The organism is Methanosarcina horonobensis HB-1 = JCM 15518 (assembly GCF_000970285.1).
Lineage (GTDB): Archaea > Halobacteriota > Methanosarcinia > Methanosarcinales > Methanosarcinaceae > Methanosarcina > Methanosarcina horonobensis.
In genome coordinates this window covers 4,312,837-4,338,113 of the sequence record NZ_CP009516.1, presented here as the reverse complement: position 1 = coordinate 4,338,113, position 25,277 = coordinate 4,312,837, and the positions used below count along the sequence as shown (strand labels likewise).

General features: G+C 43.8%; 22 protein-coding genes and 1 other RNA gene. 16 read left to right on the top strand and 7 right to left on the bottom strand.

Features of this window, described 5'->3' with window-relative positions; translation table 11 throughout:
* Nucleotides 1–233 precede the first annotated feature (233 nt).
* The 8 genes from MSHOH_RS18880 to MSHOH_RS18845 all read left to right on the top strand — a co-directional run bounded on the left by MSHOH_RS18880 (nucleotide 234) and on the right by MSHOH_RS18845 (nucleotide 8,811).
* A complete protein-coding gene (locus tag MSHOH_RS18880) occupies nucleotides 234–908 on the top strand; it encodes a nitrite/sulfite reductase domain-containing protein (protein WP_048142012.1) in 675 nt (224 codons plus the stop codon).
* 604 nt (nucleotides 909–1,512) lie between these two features.
* Entirely contained in the window at nucleotides 1,513–2,295 is a 783-nt protein-coding gene (gene hdrE, locus MSHOH_RS18875; protein WP_048142010.1) for a dihydromethanophenazine:CoB--CoM heterodisulfide reductase subunit HdrE, read from the top strand.
* A gap of 2 nt (nucleotides 2,296–2,297) precedes the next feature.
* A complete protein-coding gene (gene hdrD / locus MSHOH_RS18870) occupies nucleotides 2,298–3,542 on the top strand; it encodes a dihydromethanophenazine:CoB--CoM heterodisulfide reductase subunit HdrD (protein WP_048142008.1) in 1,245 nt (414 codons plus the stop codon).
* 99 nt (nucleotides 3,543–3,641) lie between these two features.
* Nucleotides 3,642–4,277: a DUF116 domain-containing protein gene (locus tag MSHOH_RS18865; RefSeq protein WP_048142006.1), complete on the top strand. Its 636-nt coding sequence runs from the start codon at nucleotides 3,642–3,644 to the stop codon at nucleotides 4,275–4,277.
* Complete coding sequence (locus tag MSHOH_RS18860; RefSeq protein ID WP_048142004.1) at nucleotides 4,270–4,899, top strand: DUF116 domain-containing protein; 630 nt, start codon at nucleotides 4,270–4,272, stop codon at nucleotides 4,897–4,899. Before MSHOH_RS18865 ends, MSHOH_RS18860 begins: the two co-directional genes overlap by 8 nt.
* 254 nt (nucleotides 4,900–5,153) lie before the next feature.
* On the top strand, nucleotides 5,154–6,152 hold the full coding sequence (locus tag MSHOH_RS18855) for an NAD(P)/FAD-dependent oxidoreductase (protein WP_048142002.1): 999 nt from the start codon (nucleotides 5,154–5,156) through the stop codon (nucleotides 6,150–6,152).
* A 21-nt stretch (nucleotides 6,153–6,173) separates the two neighbouring features.
* On the top strand, nucleotides 6,174–7,298 hold the full coding sequence (locus tag MSHOH_RS18850) for an NAD(P)/FAD-dependent oxidoreductase (protein ID WP_048142000.1): 1,125 nt from the start codon (nucleotides 6,174–6,176) through the stop codon (nucleotides 7,296–7,298).
* Between the two features lie 343 nt (nucleotides 7,299–7,641).
* Nucleotides 7,642–8,811, top strand: a complete 1,170-nt coding sequence (locus tag MSHOH_RS18845) for a geranylgeranyl reductase family protein (RefSeq protein WP_048141998.1) — start codon at nucleotides 7,642–7,644, stop codon at nucleotides 8,809–8,811.
* 112 nt (nucleotides 8,812–8,923) lie between these two features.
* Here MSHOH_RS18845 and rnpB read toward each other — a convergent pair.
* An RNA gene (gene rnpB / locus MSHOH_RS22430) (RNase P RNA component) lies at nucleotides 8,924–9,283 on the bottom strand.
* A 393-nt stretch (nucleotides 9,284–9,676) separates the two neighbouring features.
* On the opposite strand from rnpB, the gene MSHOH_RS18840 reads away from it, so the two are divergent.
* From MSHOH_RS18840 to MSHOH_RS18825, 4 genes are all read left to right on the top strand, one after another.
* Nucleotides 9,677–10,816, top strand: coding sequence for a methanogenesis marker 9 domain-containing protein (locus tag MSHOH_RS18840; protein ID WP_048141997.1), 1,140 nt, complete (start codon nucleotides 9,677–9,679; stop codon nucleotides 10,814–10,816).
* Nucleotides 10,803–11,858: a triphosphoribosyl-dephospho-CoA synthase gene (locus MSHOH_RS18835; protein WP_048141995.1), complete on the top strand. Its 1,056-nt coding sequence runs from the start codon at nucleotides 10,803–10,805 to the stop codon at nucleotides 11,856–11,858. The genes MSHOH_RS18840 and MSHOH_RS18835 overlap by 14 nt, the downstream gene beginning before the upstream one ends.
* Nucleotides 11,855–12,493, top strand: a complete 639-nt coding sequence (locus tag MSHOH_RS18830; RefSeq protein WP_048141993.1) for a DUF447 domain-containing protein — start codon at nucleotides 11,855–11,857, stop codon at nucleotides 12,491–12,493. Before MSHOH_RS18835 ends, MSHOH_RS18830 begins: the two co-directional genes overlap by 4 nt.
* Before the next feature lie 69 nt (nucleotides 12,494–12,562).
* Nucleotides 12,563–13,282 carry a dihydromethanopterin reductase (acceptor) gene (locus MSHOH_RS18825; RefSeq protein ID WP_048141992.1) on the top strand — a complete coding sequence of 240 codons (720 nt, stop codon included), beginning with the start codon at nucleotides 12,563–12,565 and terminating at the stop codon, nucleotides 13,280–13,282.
* 64 nt (nucleotides 13,283–13,346) lie between these two features.
* Here the strand turns inward: MSHOH_RS18825 and MSHOH_RS18820 are convergent, their stop codons facing one another.
* The 6 genes from MSHOH_RS18820 to MSHOH_RS18795 form a co-directional block, all read right to left on the bottom strand.
* Nucleotides 13,347–14,045, bottom strand: a complete 699-nt coding sequence (locus MSHOH_RS18820) for an ABC transporter ATP-binding protein (RefSeq protein WP_048141991.1) — start codon at nucleotides 14,043–14,045, stop codon at nucleotides 13,347–13,349.
* Nucleotides 14,027–14,980, bottom strand: a complete 954-nt coding sequence (locus MSHOH_RS18815; RefSeq protein WP_048141990.1) for an ABC transporter ATP-binding protein — start codon at nucleotides 14,978–14,980, stop codon at nucleotides 14,027–14,029. Before MSHOH_RS18815 ends, MSHOH_RS18820 begins: the two co-directional genes overlap by 19 nt.
* A complete protein-coding gene (locus MSHOH_RS18810) occupies nucleotides 14,977–15,945 on the bottom strand; it encodes an ABC transporter permease (RefSeq protein WP_052730934.1) in 969 nt (322 codons plus the stop codon). Before MSHOH_RS18810 ends, MSHOH_RS18815 begins: the two co-directional genes overlap by 4 nt.
* Nucleotides 15,942–16,889 (bottom strand): ABC transporter permease, encoded by a 948-nt coding sequence (locus MSHOH_RS18805; protein ID WP_048141989.1) that lies wholly within the window; start codon nucleotides 16,887–16,889, stop codon nucleotides 15,942–15,944. Before MSHOH_RS18805 ends, MSHOH_RS18810 begins: the two co-directional genes overlap by 4 nt.
* A gap of 22 nt (nucleotides 16,890–16,911) precedes the next feature.
* Complete coding sequence (locus MSHOH_RS18800) at nucleotides 16,912–18,696, bottom strand: ABC transporter substrate-binding protein (protein WP_048141988.1); 1,785 nt, start codon at nucleotides 18,694–18,696, stop codon at nucleotides 16,912–16,914.
* Between the two features lie 490 nt (nucleotides 18,697–19,186).
* Entirely contained in the window at nucleotides 19,187–20,071 is an 885-nt protein-coding gene (locus MSHOH_RS18795) for a PHP domain-containing protein (protein WP_239451059.1), read from the bottom strand.
* Between the two features lie 449 nt (nucleotides 20,072–20,520).
* Between MSHOH_RS18795 and MSHOH_RS18790 the strand changes: the two genes are divergently transcribed.
* From MSHOH_RS18790 to MSHOH_RS18775, 4 genes are all read left to right on the top strand, one after another.
* Complete coding sequence (locus tag MSHOH_RS18790; protein WP_048141984.1) at nucleotides 20,521–21,018, top strand: hypothetical protein; 498 nt, start codon at nucleotides 20,521–20,523, stop codon at nucleotides 21,016–21,018.
* A 177-nt stretch (nucleotides 21,019–21,195) separates the two neighbouring features.
* Entirely contained in the window at nucleotides 21,196–21,561 is a 366-nt protein-coding gene (locus MSHOH_RS18785) for a hypothetical protein (protein ID WP_048141982.1), read from the top strand.
* A 194-nt stretch (nucleotides 21,562–21,755) separates the two neighbouring features.
* The gene (locus MSHOH_RS18780; RefSeq protein ID WP_048141980.1) at nucleotides 21,756–23,105 is read left to right on the top strand and encodes a DNA double-strand break repair nuclease NurA; all 1,350 of its coding nucleotides are present in this window, start codon (nucleotides 21,756–21,758) and stop codon (nucleotides 23,103–23,105) included.
* Nucleotides 23,095–25,227 (top strand): ATP-binding protein, encoded by a 2,133-nt coding sequence (locus MSHOH_RS18775; protein WP_239451058.1) that lies wholly within the window; start codon nucleotides 23,095–23,097, stop codon nucleotides 25,225–25,227. The genes MSHOH_RS18780 and MSHOH_RS18775 overlap by 11 nt, the downstream gene beginning before the upstream one ends.
* The last annotated feature ends 50 nt before the right edge of the window (nucleotides 25,228–25,277 follow it).

The window sequence follows — 25,277 nt, the reverse complement described above, 5'->3', positions numbered from 1 at the left end:
TTCCTCTAATCCGGAAGGGTGCCGGATTATTGAGGTTATGCAGTTATGTAGGGGTCTAATTTCCTTGGTTAAACAGGTTTTCGGATCTGTTTATTTGCAGATCAGGTTTTTTCGGAAACTCGGCCTGTTCATCAACTCAGTTTTTGCCCTGATGTCTGAACTTCAGGCTCAGGCTAAGCGATAATTAGATCCTGAGATAAATTTGAAACTATCCACCTGGAGAGTGTAAAACTATGACGAAAGAGTACGTTAAGGGGGATCTTCCTGAGAAGGCTGCAATTCTGCAAAGAGATGGGGAAACTTATGCTATTGCTCCGCACATTCCCGGAGGGATCGTATATCCAGAGACCCTCAGAAAGATCGCAGACATTGCAGACAAGTATGGCGCTGCGGCTCTGAAAGTTACTTCAGCCCAGAGAATTGCAATTGTAGGTCTCAAGGAGGAAGACCTGGATGCAGCATGGGGTGAACTCGGTATGAGCCCGGGAGCTGCCATCGGTCTCTGTGTCAGGAGCGTCAAAATCTGCCCGGGAACCACATTTTGTAAAAGAGGTAAGCAGGACTCAGTCGGGCTTGGCCTGAAGCTTGACAAAAAATACCACGGCATGCAGCTTCCTTCCAAATTCAAAATGGCTGTTTCAGGTTGCCCTAATTCCTGTTCCGAAACGAGCATAAAGGATATAGGTATCATGGGCACGGCAAAGGGCTTTAATCTGACCGTTGGAGGCAGTGCAGGTCCGAGTCCAAGGCTTGGAGATTTAGTGGCAAAGGATCTTTCCGAGGAACAGGTGCTGGATCTTGTTGAAAAGATAATTGATTTTTACAAAGGTTATGGAAAGCCCAAAAGGCTCGGAAAAGTTATAGATGAGATCGGGATTGAGAAATTCAAAGAAGGTATAGGGCTGTAAATAGCCCTTTTATAACACGAGCCAATTTAGTTGAATCAGTTAATGTCTGATTTCAAATACTGGTTCCAAAAAATCTGTTTCCAAGTAGTTTAAGAAAAAGCTGGACAGTTCGATTTCAGAAGAATCATGCTTTCAAATATCTTATAACAATTTATTTGAACTTTATTTTTTCTCCAGCTTTTTCCAGTCTGTTATTATGTTTTCTGATCGCACCTGCTATTTTTCTGCGTTTTTTTAAACTCTCTGCAGTCGGATTTTTTCATTTACAGTCAGGAAGAGTTTCAGTAAATGGATTTATAATCTCTATATTATAATTTTATCATTATTTTTCAGGCTTTCTTTTTATTTTACTTTCGAATGGCTTTAATGCTACTCTGTTTTCGCGGCTCTTGCGAGCTTTTCGATGCATTATGTATTAAAGATAACGTTTAAATATAATAGATACAAAGACTAACAGACTATTCAAACCTTATACAGACAGTCGCTACGGTTCTCGCTCTGTCTTTACTGTTATTGATATTCTGTAACATGAATGATAATTCTAAAGCAGTATCAGTTCTCAGTTTTTACCCATATATAGGAGGAATAAATTATTAGCCTTGAGATGGAATACTTCTCTGGATTCTCGGATGCGCTCAGGATTACGTTTGTCCAGATTATGATACTCAGCACAATAGCTATTGTGATTTTCTTATACGGTATGATCGGTAACCTCCAGAAATGGGGTGCAGGAGTGACAGGTTACGCCCTTGAGCCTCAGGAAGGAAAGAAAGGAAGTGCAATCAGATTCTTAAAAACCTGGTGGGAACAGGTTAAAGAAGAGTCTCATCACGGACATGGAAAACCCATCCTTGAAGTCCTCGTCCTTGATGTTCTCTTCCAGAGAAGGATCCTTAAAAGAAGCCCTCTTCGCTGGTTCATGCACTTCACGATTTTTGCAGGCTGGATGACTCTGTTTGCCCTGTCCGGGATGATGTTCGCGGTTGAAATGACTGAAAAGTTCGGAATAGAACTCCCGTTCACCCCCGCAGAATTTAGAGAGTTCCTGTCCCTCCCGAACTATATCTTCGGCTATGTCCTGCTTATCGGAGTCATTATTGCCTTAGTAAGAAGACTCTTTGTTTCTGAAGTCAGGGAAGCTTCCATCATGTATGACTGGGTCCTGCTTGGAGGAGTTTTCATAGTCACGATTTCCGGTTTTATTGCCGATGGTATCCGGACTGGGATCGTCTGGGGCTTCGGACTTGACCCCGCAACCGCACCCCCTGCAGCTCTTTTTCACTCCGTGATTTCCCTGTTCTTCTGTATCGCATACATCCCATACAGTAAATACATACATGTAATCGCTACCCCCCTTGCAATCCTTGCAAATAAGGGAGGAGAATAAATATGGCAAAAAAAACTCCATCAATTGACACCAAGAACCTTACAGCAGTTCAGCTCATGGAGCTCGACTCATGCACCCGCTGTGGTGAATGTGTAAAATGGTGTCCAACTTATGCCGCTTCCGGCCAGAAGCCCGGGCTAGCACCCAGGGACAAGATTCTGCGCTGGAGGCAGTACATGAACAAATCCTACGGGATTAAAGCAAAACTCTTCGGCCCAACTGAAATTCCCCAGTCAGAGCTTGAAGAATTCAAAGACGACGTGCACGGTTGTACCACCTGCGGTATCTGTGCAACAGTATGTGAATCAGGCATTAACACCGTGGAACTCTGGGAATCCCTGAGGACAAACCTTGTCAAGAGAGGAATCGGTCCTTACGGGAAACAAAACATGTTCCCAAAACTCATAGGACAGTACCACAACCCCTATCTGCTTGACCAGAAAGACAGGCTTGCCTGGGTACCTCCAGACGTGAAGATTGCAGATAAAGCAAATATCGTCTACTTCACAGGTTGTACTGCGGGATACAAACAGCTTGCTCTTGCCCTTGCAACTTCCCGTGTGCTTAACAAGCTAGGCATTGAATTTGCCATGCTCGGAGAGGATGAATGGTGCTGCGGCTCTGCCCTTATCAGGACAGGTCAGGTCCACGTAAATGACGTTCCCCGTGAAACTGCAAGACACAATGTTGAAGCCATTAAGGCAAAAGGTGCCACAAAGGTTCTCTTTGCATGTGCAGGCTGTTTCCGCGCAGCAAAGGTTGACTGGCCGAGACTCATCGGTGAAGAACTGCCTTTTGAGGTTGTTCACATCACAGAGTTCCTTGCAGATCTTATCAAAAAGGACAAGGTTAAATGGGAAAAGTCTCTCGACAAGACTGTCACCTATCACGACCCCTGCCACCTTGGACGCCACGTTGGTGTCTTTGATGCCCCGAGGTTTGTGCTTTCCCACATTCCGGGTGTTAAATTCGTCGAAATGGACAGAGTAAAAGAGTTCCAGCGCTGCTGTGGAGCTGGCGGTGGTGTAAAGGCAGGTATTCCTGACCTTGCAGTCGGTGTTGCAGAGTCCAGAGTCAAGGATGCCCTTGCAACCAATGCGGACATCCTCTCCAGTGCATGTCCTTTCTGTAAGAGGAATCTTATGGACGGCCGCGATTCTCTCAAAGCTAACATCGAAGTCGAGGATGTAATTGTACTGGTTGCACAGGCCCTTGGTCTCAGTACAGAAGAACCCAAAAAAGCTTGAAGGCTGGTTTTCCAGCTTTCTTTATTTCTCTTTTTCATGATCCTGTATTTTACTGTCTTATAGCAAAGTTTAAATACCGATACATTCTTCCCCTTGAATATGCAGATCCCTTACGAATTTTTAGGAAAAATCTTCGTTTATATGCTGCTCCTGACCCTTGCAGGTACCGGGCTTGCCCTTCTTATAGGAGCATACTCGTTTAAGAAGCACAAAATCATTTTTCCGGAGTTCGTATTGTTCACACTGTATCTTTTCTATTCTCCTGCAAAATGGATCTGCAGAGTTTTCCGGATTAGAGATACCCTTGTTGATGATATCCTGATCGATGTCCGGAATGCTGTTATGTATGATGATTTCCTTAATATCAAAGGGAGGAGAATTCTTCTTCTCCCGCAGTGTTTGCGCCATCCTAGCTGTAAGGCAAGGTGCGACCCTGTTTATGGTTATGAGTGCAAGCGGTGCGGGCTCTGTGATATCGCAAAACTCTGTGACGCTGCTGACAGGTGTAATTTTAAGGTTTTCGTAGTTCCGGGGGGGAGTTTTGTTAAAAAGATCTTCAAAGAATACAGGCCTGAAGCCTGTCTGGGGGTTGCCTGTTATAATGAGCTTTCCGAGAACATGCAGGCTGTCTCCTTTGTCCCTGTTCAGGGAGTTCTTCTCTTAAAGGACGGCTGCTTCAACACGGAAGCAAATGTTGAGGAAATAATTCAAAAAATGGAGATGTGCAATGTATAACCTTATCGGGCAGGCTCTTTTTATCTCCATGCTGGCATCTTTCATCCTTTCAGGGATTGCTCTGCTGGTCAGCCGGAGGAGCCTTACACGCAGTGTTTATCTGGCAGGTTTTTTCGCTAATGTTCTCGACTTCTTCTATCTGCCTCTGAGACAGATTTTTCTCAAGTTTTCGGATACGCGCGTTCTGGACAAGTGGATGGCCTCTCTAAAAAATCGGGCTCATAAGTCTGCCTTTGAAAGAACGAAGAAAAGAATCATTCTTGCCCCTCACTGCATGCGTAACCTTGACTGTCCTGCCCATTCCACACAGACAGGAATCCAGTGTAAGTCCTGTGGAAAGTGTGTTTTTACTCAGTTAAAAAAAGATGCCGAAAAGTACGGATATAAAGTTTTTATTCTGACAGGCTCTTCATATGTGAAGAATATCTTAAAAATGGAAGCTGCAGACGGAGTCCTTCTTATCGCCTGCGATTATGAAATCAACAAAGTTATGCGTGCTCTCAAAGGGAAGAAAGTGATTACTTACGGGGTCCCTATGGAAAACGATGGCTGCTTCGGGACATTTGTGGATTATCAAAACGTGCTTGATGTTTTTGAAACGTTTAATATTTCCCGTTACTGAGATCGCTTTTTCGGAGTTATTTTTTATTTATTTTTCAGATTTTAAGAGTTATATGTCGAAAATTATATCATAGATTGAAAATCGTATCATAATTATTTGATTAGAAACCTGCTCATCATGCTTTTTATTATTCTTCAAGTAATAACCTGTTCATTACGCAAAAATCGTCATCTTTTAATTAATTTTTGTAACCCGGCTCTTTACAAAAGAAAAAATATAAATATTTCGTAATTCCACTGTCTGCAGGTGTTTACTTGGACAGAGAGATAAATATTATTGGCGGAGGGATAAGCGGCCTTGCATGTGCAATAATTCTTTGTCAAAATGATTACAAAGTCAATGTTTATGAAAAGGGCAGTTACATCGGTAAACGGTTCAACGAGGACTGGCAAGGGTTAGAAAATTGGTCTGAGAAAATTGACGTCCTGAAACAGGTAGAATCATATGGTATTGATTTGTCTTTTGAGTACGAACCTCTTTCGGAGTTAGTTATCCATTACTCAGGGAAACTAAAAACTATCAGAGGAAAAAATGCCTGTTATCTGGTGAGAAGGGGAGGCACAGAAGGATGCCTGGATAAGGCCTTGTTTGAGCAGGCCGAAAAACTGGGAGTAAAAATTCATCTAAACTATAAGCAGGAGAATAATCTGCCTGCTCAGGTAAATGCAAAAGGTCCCAGAAACGCAAATATCCTTGCAAGGGGAATTAAATTCAATACGAACCTGGACTGTGGTTATCATATGGCTTTTGGCAAGGATATAGCCAGAGGGTTCTACTCCTATCTTCTGGTTAAAAATGGGCATGGAACAATTGCGACTGTTTTTGGACGCAAGAGCGCTCCTCGTTCGGAAGAGTTCCTTAAAAACACAATTAACTATTTTTCAGATTTTCTTGATGAAAAAGAGCTTTCTGCCGGAAAAAAATTCGGTGGCTACGGGCGTTTTGAAATAAAGAAAAACTATTATGACGAAAAAGGAACAATGTTCATTGGAGAAGCAGGGGGATTTCAGGACTATTTATGGGGATTTGGAATGAGATACGCCTTTCAGAGTGCTAATCTTGCTGCAAGAAGTATAATAGAGAACGAGTCGTATAATGATTTGATAAAAGAACATTTACTTAAAAAATTGAAGCATTCAAAAAGAAACAGACTAATTTCTGAAATAATGGGCTCTTTAATGTACCCTATAATCTATTATACATTTACATCCAGTAAGAATCCCCTTCAATTTTTGAATATGTGCTACAAATAATTTTAAAGATGGCGTCTTAACATGTATGATCTAATTATAGTCGGAGGAGGGCCTTCCGGAGCCTCGGCCGGAAGAAGGGCAGGAAAACTTGGCCTCAATACACTGCTGCTTGAAAAAGAAGAATTCCCAAGGTACAAACCCTGTGGAGGAGGGCTTTCGAGACACGCGATTTCTTATCTTGATTTCGAGCTTCCTCAGGATATCATTGAATGGGAAGTTACAGGAGCACGAGTCTCTTTTAAGGAGCAGACAATTGAAGTACATAAAGACCACTGCCTTTCCACAATGGTATCAAGGGATGTTTTCGATAACCTCCTTCTTGAAAAGGCAAAAGAGACAGGAGCCGAAGTCCATACCGGAGAAAAAGTTTATCGATGTGCGGAATCTCCCGGATATGTGGAGGTCACGACAGAAAAAGAGACCTATCAGGCAAGGTTTGCAATCATTGCTGAAGGGGCACACGGACTTCTTAAGACCTGTGTAAGACCTGTTGATAACGAAGAAGAATGTGGAGTCTGTGTGGTTACCGAAATTCCAGCTGAAGAAGAGGAGATCAAAGAGAAGATCGGCAAAACCGTTGATATGTATTTCGGAGTGGCTGGCGGCGGGTACGGCTGGATTTTCCCTCACGGAACTTATTATTCAGTTGGAATTGGAGGGCTTATTAAAGACCTCCCTCACCCTAAGGAGACTATGCTTGAGTTCCTCAAATGTAACGGCTTTTCCGGCAATTACAAGCTAAAAGGGCATAAAATCCCTCTGGGCGGGGTTAAGCGAAAGATTACGGGCTCAAGAGTTCTTCTGAGCGGGGATGCCGCAGGATTCGTAGACGCTTTCTCAGGCGAGGGGATTGCTTATGCCATAAGCTCGGGGCAGTTTGCTGCTGAAGTGATTGCCGGAATCTGCTTGTGTGGCGGAAGACTAAAAGACCTGAGTAAATACGAGTCTCTCTGCCAGGCCGAGTTCGGAACTCACCTTAAGTATTCCCTTATGTTTTCCAGAATAATGCACCGCTTCCCGGAAAAGACATTTAAAATCTTCACATCAAGCGATAAAATGATTGATAAATACCTTGAAGTTGTGGATTTCAGCATTGATTATAAGGATTATCTCCGCTGGTCTCTTCTGAATTTCAAACTCAGATAATCAATATGGTCTCTGGTTAACGGTTGATCTATGCCCGCTGAACCAGGGCTGTAATCCTTCAGTTTTCTCTCTGAAGCTCTCACTCAGTCTGTCTGGAGGCTCTTCTCAAAATAAAAAAAAGAAAATTGAAACCGGGGAATGGCAGTCTAATCTGAGGTATGATCTGAGATTTGAAAGTCATTCAATAGTTTTAATAGAGTCTTTTTCTTCATTTTTTCTTTCTACTTTCTTCTTTTCCCCTATCTTTTTATTTTTCCACACCAATTTAGTTTATGGGGTAAATTATTCGTTTGGGGCTGTCTGTTAAAGACATGCCTCTAATCTATAAGCAGGTGTTTTGGGTATGTACGATCTCATTATAGTGGGTGGAGGCCCTTCGGGATCTTCTGCTGGAAGAACAGCCGGAAAAGCAGGAATTTCAACTCTTTTGCTCGAAAAAGAAAATTTTCCGAGGTATAAGCCCTGCGGAGGAGCTTTATCTCCTTATGCTCTCTCATGCCTGGATTTCGAACTCCCTGAATACTTAATCGAGAGGGATATTTCAAAGGTGAGGATTCATTTCAGGGAACTCTGTACTGAAAGGCAAAAAGACTACAGATTAGCTTTGCTTGTTTCCAGAACAGCTTTTGACAATTTCCTGCTTGATAAAGCCAGAGAAACAGGAATTGATATCCATTTAGGGGAAAAGGTACTGAACTGCGAGGAAAGAGAAGGATGCGTTGAGGTTAAGACCTCTCAGAACACTTACCTTGCAAAATTTGTTCTTATTGCGGAAGGTTCGGAAGGCACGCTTAAGCACAATGTCAGGCGGCATAGAGATAGGAGGACAGAGTATGATCTTGCCCTTGTTTCGGAAGTTCCTGAAAAGGACGAGGTGATAAGTAGTCGGTTTCCGGATCTCATAGATATTCGTTTCGGGATCACACCCGGAGGGTATGGCTGGATTTTCCCTCATCAAGGGTATTATTCCGTGGGAGTTGTTGGAACAGCTGAGTATCTGGAGCATCCAAAAGAAATAATGCAGGCGTTTTTGCAGACAAACGGTTTTTCAGGAGATTATCAGATCCATTCCCACATTATCCCTGTAGGAGGGATAAAACGAAAAACCGTAAGTTCAAGGATTCTTTTGAGTGGAGATGCTGCAGGTTTCGCAGATGCTTTCCTGGGAGAGGGTATTGCTTATGCTGTCCGGTCAGGGCAGCTTGCGGCGGAGAAAGTAGCTGAACTTGTACTCTATGACCAGAGGCTGGGTGATCTTAAAGAATACGAAGCAAGGTGCAGGCAGGAATTCGGGAATTTCCTTGTCAGTTCCCTTAAACTTGAAAAGGTTATGCACCGTTTTCCTGAGACCTCTTTCAGACTTGCTCTCAGCAGGAAAGAAATTCTGGATAAGTACCTGGATGAGGTTATGATAAATAGAAGCCACAAAGACTATGTCAGGTGGTTGCTGCTCAATTTCAGTCTGTCTGAACCTGCATCTAAAATGAGATCCATTACAGAGAAGAATCAGTAATATAAAAAATAAGAAAAACATAAAAAATAAGAAAAACAATTTGAGTAAAACGATTAATTTGATGAGATATATCGGATAAACAATAGATTGAATAAAAAGAATGATTAAGTGCGAGTGAGGCGTGTAAGCTCCCTTCTGTTCCTGCAAAGATTTCTTACACCCATCAGTGTAAGAAATGGTTCCTGAGAACCTTGCAGTGACGGCATTCGGCTAAGCGTTACCAAAACCAATCGGGACGATTCCGGACTGCTCGTTTTTCCCGATTTCCAACTTGCACCCACGAGGATTCGCCGTTTCATCCACTCTCCCTGCGACCTCAGCTTACGGCATCATCGCATTTGCAGGGGGTGGTTCTCGTTTCTGTGCCAGGGCCCGGGCTCTCGCCCGACATCCTTTATAGACGTTCGTGTGTCCGGAGCGGTGGGGAGACTTTCCTCAGACCTGAAGGTCCGGCAGCCGTCCAGCCTCTCTCGCACGTTACTGACTAGCTGGCTCTATCTATTTTTTGATGCTATATATATTTATGGGAGGATATTTCTATACAGGGGAATCGACTGAAAAGAGCTTATGGTCAGAACACCTTTATCAAATTCGGGTTGATTTTTCTGGCTAGTTTCAGTTCTCTAAGGGTCTGAATTAAGCAGGTGCATTTCTTCCGCGTACTCTATATAACTTTTGCGTTCCTGGAGGTATTCCCAAATATTAATATATATGTATTGTAATCGTGAAAATAAGATGGATTTTCCATTCTCGCGAATTCTTTGAAAAAAGATTCTCATAAGCTTAAAAAATTCGTTAGTTTAATATCTGACTATAACTATCATTTTTGTGTTCAGTTTCCATGCTTATTTTTAAGAGGTAAAACATGAGTGATTGTCTATTTGATTTGCATATTGGGTATGTTCGTTTTAGAAATCCTATTGCACTGGCACCTATGGCAGGAATTGCCGACAGCGCCTTTGCCAACCAGTATGCAGGTGATGCCGGGCTCGTAGTACTCGGAGCCTTCAATCTGGATAAGGGGTCTATGAAAGTTGCATCAGACCTTGTAGCCCGGGGCAGGAAAGAGTTCATTTCCGACGAACCTCTGGAGCTTATAAAAAAGGAAATTCGGGCAGTAACCTCCGGAAGCGCTGTTGCTGTAAACGTAAGAAGCACCACCCTTGAGCCTTTGATTGAAGCTGCAAAGCTTGTAAAGGAAGAAGGGGCAATCCTTGAACTAAATGCCCACTGCAAGCAGCCTGAAATGCTTGAGGCAGGCATAGGTGAAGCCCTTTTGCGCGACCTCCCAAGACTCTCTGCCTGGATAAAGGCAATAAAAGAGACCGGAGTTGTGCTTTCCGTAAAGGTAAGAGCAAATGTAGTAGATGATGTCAAACTTGCCAGGCTTATTGATAAGGCCGGGGCTGACATTATCCATGTGGATGCCATGCTCGAAGGCTTTGGAGCCGATCTTGATGCGATCACAAGCTACAGGGATGCTACAAGGCTCTTCCTTATAGGCAACAATTCGGTTACTGACTTTGCCGCGGCAAAGGACATGTTTTCCCGGGGAGCCGACATGGTCTCTGTTGCAAGAGGTGCCATGGAAAACCCTGAGCTGATAAAGGAACTTGTAGAAAGTGTCACTTCTTATCAGGAGTCAATAGGCTGGTATAATGCTCCCAAGCACGTTTGCAGTGAAGGAGACTTCAGAGCTCTGGCTTTCTGTTGCCTTCCGGTAAAGCCCTGCCCTGTGCATGAGAAGTTCAGAAAGCTGGGATACACCGCAGAAGAGTTCGCCAGAACTAAAATGGAATTCGCCAGGGGCACAATGCTCGAGTTCGGAGAAGATACCTGTTTCGGCAGCCTTGTCTGGTGCTGTAAGATTACAAAGCCCTGCTGGATCAGGGACGGTGTACTGAACACTCTCGATCTATCCGATGCAGAATACATGAAGCTTAAAGAACAGCTGGCAAAATATATCCTTGACCACGCCAGGATTCCGGTAAATGAATCCCACTAATACTGTTTTCTCCTGCCATACTTCTGAATGGTCAGGAGAGTCCTTTACCCCGAGCATGATCGCGCGCTGTGCACAGCTTGCCATGCTGCTTGAGGTATCGGCTTCTCCTAAGCCAGGGAATGTTGACAGGGAACATAACTATCCTGATACATGTTTTGAGCATTTTGTTGCCTCTTCGGTTTCCGTCTATCCTGTTCTTGAGCTTGCTGCAAAGAGCACGGAAAGGATAGGACTGCTTCTCAGGAGTGCGGTTTACGAAAGCTCTACTTGGCAGCAGGGAGGAAACACCCATTTCGGGGCTTTTTTACTCCTGGTCCCTCTGGCAATGGCTGCAGGCGAACTTTCAAGAGAACAAAAAGAACAGGTTCGCTGCGGAAAAGCAGGTTTCCGGCTTGAGGCAGAGGAATTTGAGGAACTTGCTTCCCGTGCACATTCTCTTGTCCGGGCAACTGATTGTGAAGATGCTGTTGAGTTCTACAGGGCTTTCGGGCACGCAGGAGTCAGGGTAAATAATGTGGATGAATTTGACCTCAAAGACCCTGAAGCAACTGCCGATCTAAGGGAACAGAATGTTACTCTTTACTCCCTTATGGAGATCGCCAGAGGATATGACCTGATCGCAAACGAGTGGACCTCTGGGTTCGGGCGCTGCCTTGAGGGAGCAAAAAGCATCCTTGAGTTTATGCAGTCACGAAACTGCGGAAAAGAAGCTTTGACCGGGGGTTCGGTTTCCAGCTGTTCTGGCACAGGAATCAATGAGGCTGTAGTATACACTTTCCTTAAACTGCTTTCAAGGCACAGGGATACCTTTATCCAGACCAAGTTTGATACCGAAACTGCAGATTATGTTTCTTCCAGAGCAGGCGAAATTTTTTTAGGCTGGGAAGCTTCAGGGAAAACAGCCAGGGACTTTGCCTCCATCCTTCCCAAAGTACAGGAGTTTGACTCCGAGCTCCTGGAAAAAAGGATTAATCCCGGCTCTACTGCAGATATAATTATTGCAGGGCTTTTTATTGCCCTTCTCGGAGGCTTGAGATTTTGACCGGATTCTCTTCTGACTGCAGGGAACTTGAAAAACCTCACTATGCTATCGACCTTCCTTCATTCGGGATCAGGGAGGGAATTTCCGAGGTAATAGTGAGTACAGGCTTTGAATACCCGAATGCCGCTCCGATAGGTATTATCACAAAGGGCGGAAGACCTTTTGTCCGCCTTTTCAAAGGCAGCCATACCTGGGCAAATGTCCTTAAAGAGAGATACCTGGTTTCAAACGTTGTCTATGATTCCCTGCTCTTTGTGCGCTCGACTTTCTTCGACCTTGAACCTTCAGAATTTGAGTATGTAATTTCAGGCGGGCTTAAGTTTCCGATCCTTAAAGAAGCCGTATCCTGGGTTGTTTTCGAATGCATAAATATTAAAAATACGGATCAAGCGCTTGTTGCAGATCTCGTTCCCATAAATGCGGGATTTAACGAACTTAACAGAAAAGAGCTTCCTGTGCCCAATAGAGGATTTAACGCCGTGATTGAGGCTACTGTTCACGCAACCCGTTACCAGCTTTCTGGAGAAGAAAAATACCTTGACTGGATAACGCACTATGAGTCCCTTGCTTCCAAATGCGGTGGCGATGCTGAAAAGAAAGCTATGAAACTGCTTTATGAAGTTCTCGGGCTTTGAGTTTTCTTTTTCATTCCGATTGTTCTGTTTTAGAAAATTATATTATCTCTCTAGGCATGACTTCTTTTCATGAGCTTTCAGATCATTGCATGGGGTATTACAGGAGCAGGTCATTTCCTGAATCGCAGTTACCAGGTCTTTAAAGAACTCAAACGCAGGAACCCCGAACTTTCAGTAAACACTTATATTTCCAGGGCAGCTGAAGAGGTGCTCAGGATGTACGGGCTTGAACAAAAGCTTGTGAAAATCTCGGGAGGAGACTACCTTGAGGAAATCTTCCGGGAAACCGAGCAGGGTTCAAGTTCCCCCAAAGTCGGACGTTTTCTTCTTGACAGATATGATGCCCTCTTCGTTACCCCTGCAACTTCAAACACGGTTTCAAAAATAGCTTATGGGATTGCCGATTCCCTTGTAACCAATGCCGTTGCACAGGCTGTGAAAGGAAGGGTCCCGGTCTATATCGTTCCTGTGGATATTGAAGGCTCGATCATATCTGAAATGCCCTACAATATTGACAGGAAACAATGCAGGCACTGTGAAACCTGCCCCCCGCGGGAAAACTGCCCTCACGGCGCAATCACTGAAAAAGACGGCATCACAGACCAGATAGAACTTTTGAAATGCAAAGGCTGCGGGATCTGCAAGGAATTGTGTCCTTACAATGCCATCAAGGGCGGGCCTGTTGAAGTCCTTGTCAGGGACGTGGATATGAGAAACGTTGAGATTGTAAAAGGGCTGCAGGGAATCACTGTACTTGAAAGCCCTGAAGCGGTTCTGGATCTGTTTTAAACCCAGGCTTTCAGTTCTCCTCCTTCTACCTTTTTCCCTACACGAAACTCGGGGCTGAAAGCTGTTACTCGATTATCTTCAGCTGCCCGTTTTCAAGCACTCCATAGCTGTCGGACATAAAGCGGATAACAGCTTCATCATGGGAAATAAGGAGATAGCCTGTGTTTCGTTCAGTCTGCACCTTTTTAAGCATGTGAAGGATCTGTGCCTGCACTGAAACATCAAGGGCAGAGGTCGGTTCGTCAAGGACAATGTATTCCGGGTCTAGCAGGAGAATCCGGCTGAGGGCAAGGCGCTGGAGCTGACCACCTGAAAGCTGGGAGGGGTAACGGGAAAGTACTTCCTCAGGGAGGCCTGCGGTTATAAGCACCTCTTCTGTCTTTGAGGCATATTTGCCTTCGGGAACCCTGAGGAGTGCCAGGACCTCAAAAATCGAATGTCCTATCTTTTTCCTGGGGTTAAAAGCATCCGTGGGATCCTGAAACATTATCTGGACTTTACGGCGGAAGGCTATTTTTTCAATTTTTTCCATCCCGGTAAGAAGGGTACCTTTATAATATACGGAGCCGGTTGTGGCTTTTTCAAGCCCGGCAATGACTCTTCCTAAAGTGCTTTTCCCTTCTCCGGATGGCCCCATAAGTCCGAAAGTCTTTCCTGGCCTGATTTCAAACGAAACCTCCTGGAAAATGCATTTTCCCATACTCAGCAGGCCAGACCCGTAAGTCTTTGAAAGCCTGTCCGCTCTCAGTGATATAAAAAACACCTCACAGCTCTTCCATTAATTTCTGTAAGGTCTGGATGGTTCTCAGTACAGTGCATTTTTCTCAGGGAGCAGCGCGGGTGGAACCTGCAGCCTGAAGGAGGGTTACTAAGAGAAGGAGAAAAGCCGGGTATGGGAATGAAGCCTTTCTCGGGCAGGCTGTTCAGGAGCCCTTTTGAGTACGGGTGGAGGGGACTCTCAAAAACGCTTGAGGAATCTGCAATTTCAACAATTTCTCCGGCATACATTACTGCGACCCTATCTGCAAGCCTCTTTACGAAACCGAGGTCATGGCTTATAAGGAGCAGAGCAGTCTTTTTTTCCACTTTCAATTTCTTAAGCTCAGTTTCAAGTTCGGACATGCATTTCCTGTCAAGCCCTTTGCCGGGCTCATCTGCTATAAGGAGGGCAGGGTCAAGCATAGTTGAAGCTGCAATCAAAAAACGCTGGTTCATCCCCCCTGAGCACCATGAGGGGTAATAACGAACATACTCGGTGGCATTTGCAAAACCCATATTTTTCAAGGCTCCTGCTGCCATGGAAAGCGCTCTTTCCTTCTTTTCCTTTCTGTGCACATGCAGAGGTTCTGCAAGCTGGTGTCCTATGGAATACACGGGATTAAGGGCAAGGGACGGATTCTGGAAAATGATCCCGATCTCCTTTCCTCTGATCTCTATCATTTCTTTTTCGCTCAGTTCGAGCAGATTTTTTCCCCTGAATTTTACAATCCCTTTTACCCTGGACTCAGAGGGCAAAAGGCGCATGATTGCGTGTGCAACCACAGATTTTCCGCATCCTGTTTCTCCAACAAGAGCCAGGGTTTCGCTCTCACCAATCGAAAAAGAAATCCCTGAAAGAGCGGTTATTGTTTTTATTCCCTTAAAAAAGACCTGGAGATCCTTTACTTCAAGCAGCGCGTTAACAATACCGGCACTCACATTGCATCCGCCCCTTCTCCTGCGTGTTCCTCTCCTTGTGTTTCGAGCCCGAACCCTATCAGTGCAATAGATATCACGCAGAGAGTGATGCAGATCCCCGGAGGAACATACCACCACCACATATCACGGATAAAGCCACCCCTGAAAAAGGCAAAAGAAAGCATGGTACCCCAGCTTTTCATGCTTATGTCGCTTAGTCCAAGAAAAGAAAGTGAGGCCTCAGAAATCATTGCCGAAGCTGTTGCCAGCATGAATTTGGGCAGCAGGACATGGTAGAGGTTGGGAAAAATATCCGTGCTCATTATGTGCCAGGAAGAAAAGCCCATGCATCGGGCACTTTTAACATAGCCTGCCTCTCTGAGCTGGAGGGTCTTTGAACGGGTAACCCTGGCGGTAGACTCCCAGGACAGGAGACCAAGTACAGGGATCAAGATCCAGATGCTCGGCTGCAGGTATGCTCCCAGCACTATGATTAGAGGAATTTTCGGGATAATAAGGACAACATCGGTAAAGCCCATGAGCACCTCATCAAGAGCTCCCCTGAAATAGCCTGCACAGATCCCGAGTACAATCCCCATCAGGGTTGAAATCAGAGCTGCCGCAAAGCCCACTGTCATTGAGATCCTTGATCCGTACACAAGTTCGGAGAGAATATCGTTTCCTATGTCGTTTGTCCCGAGGAAGTGATCCCAGGAAGGCTCTTCATAGTGTGTGAATCGCTCGTTTGGAGCATAGGGGGCAAGAAAGGAAGGAAATAACGCCATGAACAGGAAAAAAATAAAAAGGAGAATTCCTCCTTGATTCAGTTGCCCCAGGAGACCTTCTAGCTTTCTGGAAACCCTGAATAAAGGCTCTCCGGGAAACTTAAAGTTAAGGTTGGAGTTTTCCTGCTGTTTTTCAGGATGCTCCTCAGCGCAGGCTTCTGTGATGCAGGAACTTTCAATACAGGCAGCTTCAGTACTCATGTAGGTCTCCTTACCCTGGGATCGATTAAAGAATAGAACAGGTCAGCAAGCATGTTTGCAAGCAGGGCTGTGAGGGCAATTACCAGAAAAGCTCCCTGGAGCAGGGGATAGTCCTTTCCCATTATTGCACCGTATATAAGGGTCCCCATGCCGTTTAAGGAGAAGATGATTTCTATAAACAGTGCCCCGCTGAAGAGAAACCCGAAGTCCAGGGCGAGAAGGGTGATGATCGGGAGTGAGGCATTTTTTATTATATGCCTGAAGAGTATGCCGATATCGTTCAGGCCCTTTGCTCTGGCATAGAGCGCGTAAAGCTGTTCCTTCTCCTGGATTACGCTTCCGCGCATTACCAGATAATTTCTGGACGCTGAAAACACAGACATTACACAGACAGGTAAAAAGAGATGATGAAGAATACTCCCTATTTCCAGGACATCATAAAATCCCTTCGAGGGAAAGAGCCCCAGCCTGAAAGAAAAGAGATAGAGGGAAAGGAGGGCAAGAAAGTAAGGCGGGGTGCAGGAGAGCACAATAAAAGCTAGACCTGTAAAGCGGCTCATTCTCTTTTCAGGTCTCCACCCTGCAAGGGCCCCAAACAGGCTTCCCAAGAAGGCTCCGATAAGAACTGATATTCCCACAAACAATAGGGTCCAGCCCAGCCTATCCAGGAGGATTTCTGCAACAGGAGCGTGAAGGTGATAAGAATACCCCAGATCAAGATGCAGGAGATCCGAAAGGAAGGACGCAAATTGCTCGTAAAGAGGCCTGTCAAGCCCGAGTTCTGCCCTCAGCTCCTCCATCACGTTTTCGGACACATAAACATCTTCCCCTATCAGGTTTTTTACCGGATCACCGGGCATGAGTCTGGGAAGGGTAAAATTAATGATGATTATGAGTACGAGTGAGGAAAGGTATCTGATTCCTTTTCTTGTTATTCCTGACATTGCTCTTATTTTTTATTTTGTTTTATGCCTCTATTTTCCTCACATTTACAAAGTTGTCCAGGTTATAGATCCCGTAAAGAGGGTCAGTGTACCAGCCCTCAAAGTGCCTGTTATATGGGGTAACAATGCTGCTCCAGTAGAGAGGAATTGCAGGCAGATTCTCTGCATAGTAGTTCTGAAGCTCGTATGCATAGCTCTGGAGTTCTTGAGAGTCTGTGGTTGCGAGAATATTATCGCAGAGCTGCATGAATTCGGGGTCATCCAGATTATGCATAACTCCCTGTCCTGTCCGCCTTGAATCAAAATAGCCGCTTCCCCAGCTTGCATGCATGAGCATGCCCCAGGGGGTGGAGCGGGTTACTGTCAGGTCATATTCGTAGTTATCCTTGAGAGTGACCCAGGTATCTGCATCCGCAGTCCTCAGGTCTGAGGCAAGACCAACCTGCTCAAGATATTCTTCAAGAAGCTCGCCTGTACGGGAATATTCCGGCCGGATAAGGATTTCAAGCTTGATGTCTTTCCCGTCTTTTCCTTCAAGGATTCCGTTTCCGTTACTGTCCGAGTATCCTGCTTTTTCCAGAATTTCCCTGGCTTTTTCGGGGCTGTACTCAAGTCTTTCGGTTTCCTTGAAATTTTCCATGGAAGACGGCACAAAACCGCGATTTGGAACTTCTCCATACCCCAGTGTCTCGAGACTTACAATCTCTTCGTAATTTATTGCATAAGCCAGTGCTTCTCTGAATTCTGTGTCTGAGAAGGGAGCTTTTTTCAAATTGAGAGCCAGAAACACGAGCCCTATATCTGTCTTTTCAATAAAGTCGAAATTTCCTGTTTCTTCAAGTTGCTCAATACCGGAATAGGGGTACGAACCTGCATATTTGTAATAAGTGTCGATCTCTCCGTTTTTAAGGGCAAGGGTGGCAACATCAACACTTGAGTAAAAATGGATCTCCACGGTTTCGGGTTCCGGAGCTTTTCCTTTCCAGTAAGGGTTTTTCTCAAAAACAAGTTTTCCGGCGTTAAGGTCTATCAGCTTGAGATAGTAAGGCCCGCAGCCCACATAGGGACCGTTGTTTGTATACTCTACCGGGTTTTCAATTGTTTCCCATATATGGGCAGGGAGGATATTGTAGGTCGCAAACTCCAGGTCAATGCGGGTGTAAGGCTTGTTAAATTTGAAGGTCACGGAATTATTTGCTTCCGAAACAGCCGCACTTTCCAGGGTGTCATTTATCCATCTGGCTGAGGGTGCCTCTTTTCCGTAATAACGGATTGAAAACTCAATATCTTTCGGAGTTACAGGTTCTCCGTCGCTCCAGTAGAGGTCGTCTCTAAGGTAAAATGTCCAGCAGGTATTATTTTCAGAGACCTCGTAACTTTCTGCAAGCTGGCCGACAAGATGTCCTTCAGAATCCATTTTCATGAGAGGAGGATTTGAAAGATGGGCAAAAACTCCGAGGTTTGAGTCTCCTAAAAAGGACGGAGATTTTATTACGCTTGGAGTTGCAATTTTCAGGACTGCTCCTCCAGTATCTGCCGACTGCTGCATACCTGCGGCGGCCGCTTCAGAAACCGCTCCGGAGACCTGCGTTTTTTCTTCGTCTCCCAGCAGGCTTTTTATATATGTTATAATTCTGTCAAAAATCCCGTCGTTTGAGGGTGTAAGGTTTTCCTCGGAATTCTCAGGTTCTGCCGCTACTGCCGGATATATGTTTGAGTAAACAATAATCGTGAGTACGGCAAAAATCAACCACTGCTTTAACCCTCTGTTTAGTTCTGATTTAGTGAAATTTTTTCTTTGTTTCATCCTGCAGCCTCTTCCTGTCTCGAATTTTCTCCTGGATTACGCAAATCGCTCCAAAGGTTCAGGTTACTTTGAAAATGATTTCTGTTCTGCTCATTCTTCTCCAATTTTCTGCTGATCAACAGGAACATTGGAAACATCAATTCATGAAGTATGCGTAAAATATGAGCTGGAAAAATAATGTAACCTCAATGCGCCCTTTTCTTCAAACTTATTTGCATCCATTATTAATATTAGATATCTGAGTATTCAAAAATCATACAAAAAATTTGATTTTTATGCTATAAATTCTAAACAATTTCGTAAATAAACCTTTCTATTTTTTTCATATATTTGAAATCAGCCTCTATATAATATGTTTTTATTTTTGGGGCTTTATCAAACTTGAGAAGAAGAAAGTTGGAGTTAAAAAATGTGAAAAAAGAAAATGTGAAAAAAGAAAATGTGAAAAAAGAAAAGCTGAAAAAAAGCTGAAAAAGGAAAAAATGAATTTTTACTTCTGGCTTTTAATCTCAATTTTTTTTTCGATTTTCTTGGCAAAACTCTTTTCCGAATGAATGTAAAACGAAGCCGGAATCCCTGTATTTGAGATCATATAGAACAGGTTCATAGCTGTCCGGTTAAGTCTTGGAGAATAGTTTAAAAGAGCGCTTCTTGAGATTTTTACAATTGTATCCAGGGACTTTATTCCTGTAAGGTAATTTTTTATATCCCGGTTCTTCTGGCTCTTTTCAAAGATCAGGTCTATCCAGGTATTCATTTCTTCGATCAGGAGCTCTCTTGTAAGGTTTTCGGGAACGATGTAATTTTTCCCCTTTTCTATATTCCTGAAATACTCCCTGAAGCTGTCTCCTTTTGCCAGGGTATATACCTGCCCCACTTTTCCGGAATGAGTATCAGTTGTCGCAACAATGCTTTTGCCAAACCTCTCTGCAAGAGCTATCGTAAGCTCGTTTTTCTGCTTGAGCTCATGCATATTATATTCAAGTACGGGAAAGAGCTTTGCCAGTTTCGGTACTGCAGAAGGATTTTGTTGCTGATGGAACTCAAACCAGAATGGATGATTGTAAACAAAAGGAAGCCTGTGCCTCTTGAGGTATCCGATAAAACCTTTGAGGTCATGCTCTATTTCTGCTATTTCTCTGAGTTCCGAAAATTCCTCCCTGTCAAGCTCAAAAACGTTAATATGTAATGTATGTCCTGCAAATTCCGGATCATATATGGTCATCTCAACCCCCGGGACAAGATTCTTATGTTCCCATCCGAGGATTTCATATGCCTCCATTGTATTGTGATCAGTAAATGTTATAAAATCCATGCCCATCTCAAGAGACTTTTTGTAGAGACTCTTGGGATCCAAGTCCTTTGCCGGAAGCACATCAAAAGAACAGGTTGTATGTACATGCAGGTCTGCCCGTTTCCATCCTTCTTCTATAAGCTCAGCTGCCTGTTCCGGTGCTATCAGCTTTTCTTCATAGTTCCTGTGCCTTCCCCCTATAGGCGTAGAGTCCTGAGATTTAAATTCTTCTTTAATTATTTTAAATAAGTTTTATATTTCTACTATTATAGTATAATCCTTTTTTTAGATTAAGGTTTTCCGGAAATCCAAAAGACACTTTATTAAACCCTTCAATTCTGAGAAAAAATAGGCATAAACCGGAACTGATGTAGTTCTTATTGAAAATAAAAAAGAGTGTTCTTATACTGGACTTTGTAAGATGCTTCCCTTATGAGCACAGTCTCTATTTTTTGATATTTTCATACCACCACATTTATAAATATGTTAAAATATCCCACTATTTTCTCAAAAACAATAGTGGTGTAACTATGGGTCTGTTTAGAAAGCTAAGGAAAATCCTGAGTATCATTCTTGAGAATGAGTCCGAACAAAAAGGAGATGATTTCGAAAGGTGTGTGGTAGACCTCTTTGATGAAAAAAACTTTTCCATTGTGCAGTGGACTACGGATATGGCAAGAAAACATACCAGGTATGTGGAATCCGACTGCGGTCCAGACCTCGTCCTCCGCCACAGGCGCACCAATGAAATCTTTTGCGTGGAATGCAAATTCAGGTCAAAACTCTTCAAAGGTAAACTCCAGTGGTCAAGTCCCAAACAGCTGGGGCGTTACAGAACCTTTGCAAACGATAACCTCGTCCCTTTTTTTGTGGTTATCGGACTCGGTGGAAAAGCCAGAAAGCCAAAAAGGATCTTCTGTATTCCTCTCGAAGAAGCAAAGTATCCTGCACTTCCTCCGGAGTTCTGTGAGAAATTTGAACGGAGCCCGAAGAAAAATTTCTCCTGGAAAAAAGGAGTGTTGAAATAACTTTTAGATTCAATTCTTTTATTTCTCCTTAAATTAAATACATGGAAATTTAATATTCATAAACAGCTCTTTTGGGGAGAGCATCAAAATCAATTTTTAGCTATACCATTTTTCTGAGTTATTTGATTTATATGCCAATTCATGTGCAGATGATTGATAATTTAAGGGGGAACTGCATTGTCCGAATTAACTGAGCAGGATGTACTGTCTAGACTGACCGGATTAGAAAGGAAAATGAATAATCTGGATAACACTGCAAATGCTCTTATAGACGAATTGGAGAGTCTGCAGGCTGTGGCAAGAGAGTTGAAGATGGAAAATTATGTCGATAAATTCAACGAATACATGGAAGAAGTAGAAGATATTAAGCAAGACCTGAGCTGCAAAATATCCGATGAAATCGAAAACGAGCAGATGAGAAAACTGATAGAATCAAGGATGGAAACTGTGCTAGTAGATATTGATAACTTAAGAAGCGAGTACAGCTATGTTCGCGGTAAATTAGCAGAAATAAAGGGTGAGATAAGTAAAAGCAATAAGTAAAATCAAACAGGTAAAAATAAACCAAGAGCTTGGGTTAAACATTATAGTTTTTCTGCTTGAGAACCACCTTTAGTGAATAATAAGTTTGTATCTTTTTATCTTTTTCCTGCATATTTTTTCTAATACTGCTGGTATTTTATTTTTCTCTTATTCACTCAACAAATATATATTACTGTTTAAAGTATCTTTTATTCATGACACTTGAGCCCGTGCATATGCATAAGATCTCGGAGCTTGCAGAAAGAATTGACCGATCATTTGAGCTTGATGACCCGAAAACGGCAGCGGATATTTATAAGCTGCTTGAAGAATTGAAGATTGACGGGAAGGTAATTCTTAAGGCTGTAGACAGGCTCTTTCGTGGCATGGTCAGAACCGAGCTGATGGCTCAGGGCGAGGACCCTTATCCGGTTACCTATGCCTGCGACAGTGGGAGCACGAACCCCAGGACTTATGACAGCGGGCTTTTTGTAGACTTCTGCCACTGCGGGCTGGCTGCAACACCTACTGATCTTGATGTCCAGAGGTGCAGGACAATTGTCTGTGCTGCTTATTCCTCTTCGCAGAAAATAGCAATGCGGGCGACATCAGGCTGGGAAACCTTTGATGAAGGACTGGGAAGGGCAAAGCTGGTCACAATTGCTCCGGATGAGCTGAAAAGAAAGGCTCCTGACATGGTACATAGTTTTGCCATGTACCTTGCAGAATCCGAGCACCTGCTTTTTATGAAGGACAGGATAGAGCCTGAGAGCTTTTTCATAATGGACGGGCCTATTTATCCGAAACAGCTCATGTACTGGATGGTACTGGACGACGACGAGGTAAGGATTCGGCAAAATCCTGATGCCCGAAAAATCCTCCAGAACTATATTGATGTTATGGATCATTTTCTGGAAAAAAAGAGTCCTGTAGTAGGGTTTGTAAAAAATCCTACTGATGTACAGATTATGGACAGTGTCCGGAAGAAAAAAGAAGGTTTTGATCTTCCATGGCTGCTTGATGCCCAGTTTTTCCGAAACCTTCTCTCGCCGGATAAAGCCGGCAGGACTTCCGAAAACGGGCATAACGGGTGGAACTCAAAAAATAACGGGAATAACGGGAACAATGGCAAGCTTAATGGCCCCAGAAGCGCTTACATCACTTACACTAACTGGTTTTTACAGCCTAATAGGTTTTATGAAAGGATGCTTAACGGAACTTCCCCTCTTGCAGCCGGGGACATGATTCAGCAAAAGCTCAGGCACAGGTTCTCACCTGAAGATTATGCACTCTGCTTTTTCATGCTTTATGTGCCTTCAAAGGATGTGGTTTTTAAGGTTGAAGCCCCTTACGGGCTTATTAAAGATGATTTCCTGCGCATGCAAATTACTAAAAAAGTTCTCTTTGACCTTTCTCTGCACGGTTTTCCCCTTACCCTCACAAAGGCAGACCACCTAGCAAAAATCAGGAAAGTGGAGAGGCAGGAGATCGATAAATTCTTTGAAAATATGAGTCCTGATATAACTTATAATGACACCCGGTGGGGTAAGCTCAATGAAATATGAAGACGCCGATATTTTTGCTTTTATTCCCAATAAAATGAAACAGACTTCTGCTCCTGAAAATGCCACTATTTCCGAAAAAGACGCGGGTTCAGGTAAAACCACAGCATCAAAGGAAAGTCCAGATAATGAGACAAAGGGCCGGAAAAAGGACTCATTTAACGAAACCTCTGATCCAGATACACAGCCAGTTTTTGAAGAGTTTCCTGCTCCTTCACCTGAAACACTCATAGAAAATGATCCACAGAATTTTTCAGATACTGGTTCAAAAATTTTCGCGGAAAGTCTTTCCGGTCCTTCTGGCCTTTCTGGAGCTGTTCCTGAGCCGGTTTCTTCTTTTTTCCCTGATGATTTATCGATTGCTGATTTTTCCGAAAAAGAAGAACTTCCGTTTGAAACTTTTGAAAAGTACGATCCTGGAGTCTCCATAGCTACTCTCTCTCCGGTTGAGGCTTTCGGGATTGTTACAACCGGTATAGAACCCCTGGAAATAACTCCTTCGGGAGCTACGATTACAGGATACATTTCTTCTGCCCACAGGAGTGAAATCAGGCTCGGAACATATGTTGTCGTGCCTTATGAGGATGAAGAAAAGCTCTTTGCAAGGGTAGGCAAACTCCAGTACAGGCAGGAATTTGCAGTGGACGATGCAACCGAAATCCACTCAAGGCGCATGCTGAATGCCCGGGCAAGCCCTATAAACGAAGCCGACTACAAGTTCCTTGCCTGCCTTGATCCTCTCTGTATCCTTTACAGAAAAAGAGCAGAAAGTGAACTCACGCGCAGGATGGCAGACAGAATTCCCCGTCCTAATACGCCCATACTGCCTGTTACGGACAGGCTTGAAGTCCAGACCGGGCTGAACATTCCGGAAGAAGGAGTTTTTCTTGGGCACCTCAGTGTTGGAGGGGAACTTTTAAAGACCCACTCCGAGCCCGAAACAGTTGCTTATTACCTCAGAAATGATTATTCGATGGGCGACCCCCTTATTTTCAGGCATATGCTTATCTGCGGGAGCACGGGAACAGGAAAGACCTTCCTTTCAAAAAATATCCTGCGCCAGTTCATGACTGATGGTAACCGGTACAGACTTCGCAGCTCTCCTGATAAAGCGAAGAAAAATCCTTGCCTGGTAATTATGGACCCTCAGGACGAGTATTCCCAGATTTTCGAAGATAATGATACCTTGACAGATGACGACAAATTCAGGTTTGATTCAGAAAACGTTACTTACGGCAGGGTTCAGTCAACAAAGGCTTTTGTGGCAAAAATCGATGGGCAGAAATATCCAGGAGACAAGTCAAGGGCAGAGCAGATAGAATTTACTATTCCTTTTTCCCTTGTGGAACATAACTCCTGGCTGATTGCAGCAGCAGGGATGTCCGAGCTTCAATATATAGGGCTTGAAGTGCTCCTCGTGGACTTCTTCAAATTAAGTGTGCCTCATACCTACCAGAACTTTATCAGCCACATTGAAAACGAGGGTACGCGTTCTTACTACGTTGACAGCAATAGAATCCATGAGTCCTCTTACGACGGTATCGTGCGGAGAGTAAACAGCAAATTTTTCTCAAAGGTCTTTGACCGGGATGCAACCCCGATTACTGATGTTCTTGACAAAATTTTCAAGCCGGGACAGATTTCTGTTTTCCCGACAGAGTACATAAGTTCTCCAAGAATCAGAGACCTCATAGTGCTCACAATCATGAGCCTTATTGTTGACAACAAGCTCAATACCACAGGGATTGATGCCATCAAAGAAACCCCGATTATCCTGGCACTGGATGAGGCTCACCGCTATCTTTCAAAGGCAAACGGGGAGCATGCCCGCCTTATTATCTCTCGCTTCGCAGACGCGGCCCGCCAGGGCAGAAAAGAAGCGCTCGGGCTCTTTTTAATCACTCAGGATCCTCAGGATATCGATGACACTGTCATCAAGCAGGTCAACACAAAACTGATTCTCAACCTCAACAATGATGCTGCAATCTCATCTTTAAAAGTCCCCAAAGAATACGAGCGCAGAATTCCCTATCTTAAAAAAGGGCAGATGATAATCCACAGCCCTGATAACAGTGATATCGTAGAAATCCTTGGGCTTTCAAACTGCGTTGTAAGGCACCGCTAAAAGAACATAAGATAGAAAATGCAAAATAAAACATGAAATAATAAATAAGA

Coding starts and splice junctions, on each gene's coding strand:
- MSHOH_RS18880 (WP_048142012.1), top strand. CDS start 234: ATGACGAAAGAGTACGTTAAGGGGGATCTTCCTGAGAAGGCTGCAATT.
- MSHOH_RS18790 (WP_048141984.1), top strand. CDS start 20,521: ATGGGTCTGTTTAGAAAGCTAAGGAAAATCCTGAGTATCATTCTTGAG.
- MSHOH_RS18810 (WP_052730934.1), bottom strand. CDS start 15,945: ATGAGTACTGAAGCTGCCTGTATTGAAAGTTCCTGCATCACAGAAGCC.
- MSHOH_RS18860 (WP_048142004.1), top strand. CDS start 4,270: ATGTATAACCTTATCGGGCAGGCTCTTTTTATCTCCATGCTGGCATCT.
- hdrE (WP_048142010.1), top strand. CDS start 1,513: ATGGAATACTTCTCTGGATTCTCGGATGCGCTCAGGATTACGTTTGTC.
- MSHOH_RS18850 (WP_048142000.1), top strand. CDS start 6,174: ATGTATGATCTAATTATAGTCGGAGGAGGGCCTTCCGGAGCCTCGGCC.
- MSHOH_RS18825 (WP_048141992.1), top strand. CDS start 12,563: ATGAGCTTTCAGATCATTGCATGGGGTATTACAGGAGCAGGTCATTTC.
- MSHOH_RS18845 (WP_048141998.1), top strand. CDS start 7,642: ATGTACGATCTCATTATAGTGGGTGGAGGCCCTTCGGGATCTTCTGCT.
- MSHOH_RS18800 (WP_048141988.1), bottom strand. CDS start 18,696: ATGAAACAAAGAAAAAATTTCACTAAATCAGAACTAAACAGAGGGTTA.
- MSHOH_RS18835 (WP_048141995.1), top strand. CDS start 10,803: ATGAATCCCACTAATACTGTTTTCTCCTGCCATACTTCTGAATGGTCA.
- MSHOH_RS18805 (WP_048141989.1), bottom strand. CDS start 16,889: ATGTCAGGAATAACAAGAAAAGGAATCAGATACCTTTCCTCACTCGTA.
- MSHOH_RS18780 (WP_048141980.1), top strand. CDS start 21,756: ATGACACTTGAGCCCGTGCATATGCATAAGATCTCGGAGCTTGCAGAA.
- hdrD (WP_048142008.1), top strand. CDS start 2,298: ATGGCAAAAAAAACTCCATCAATTGACACCAAGAACCTTACAGCAGTT.
- MSHOH_RS18840 (WP_048141997.1), top strand. CDS start 9,677: ATGAGTGATTGTCTATTTGATTTGCATATTGGGTATGTTCGTTTTAGA.
- MSHOH_RS18865 (WP_048142006.1), top strand. CDS start 3,642: ATGCAGATCCCTTACGAATTTTTAGGAAAAATCTTCGTTTATATGCTG.
- MSHOH_RS18775 (WP_239451058.1), top strand. CDS start 23,095: ATGAAATATGAAGACGCCGATATTTTTGCTTTTATTCCCAATAAAATG.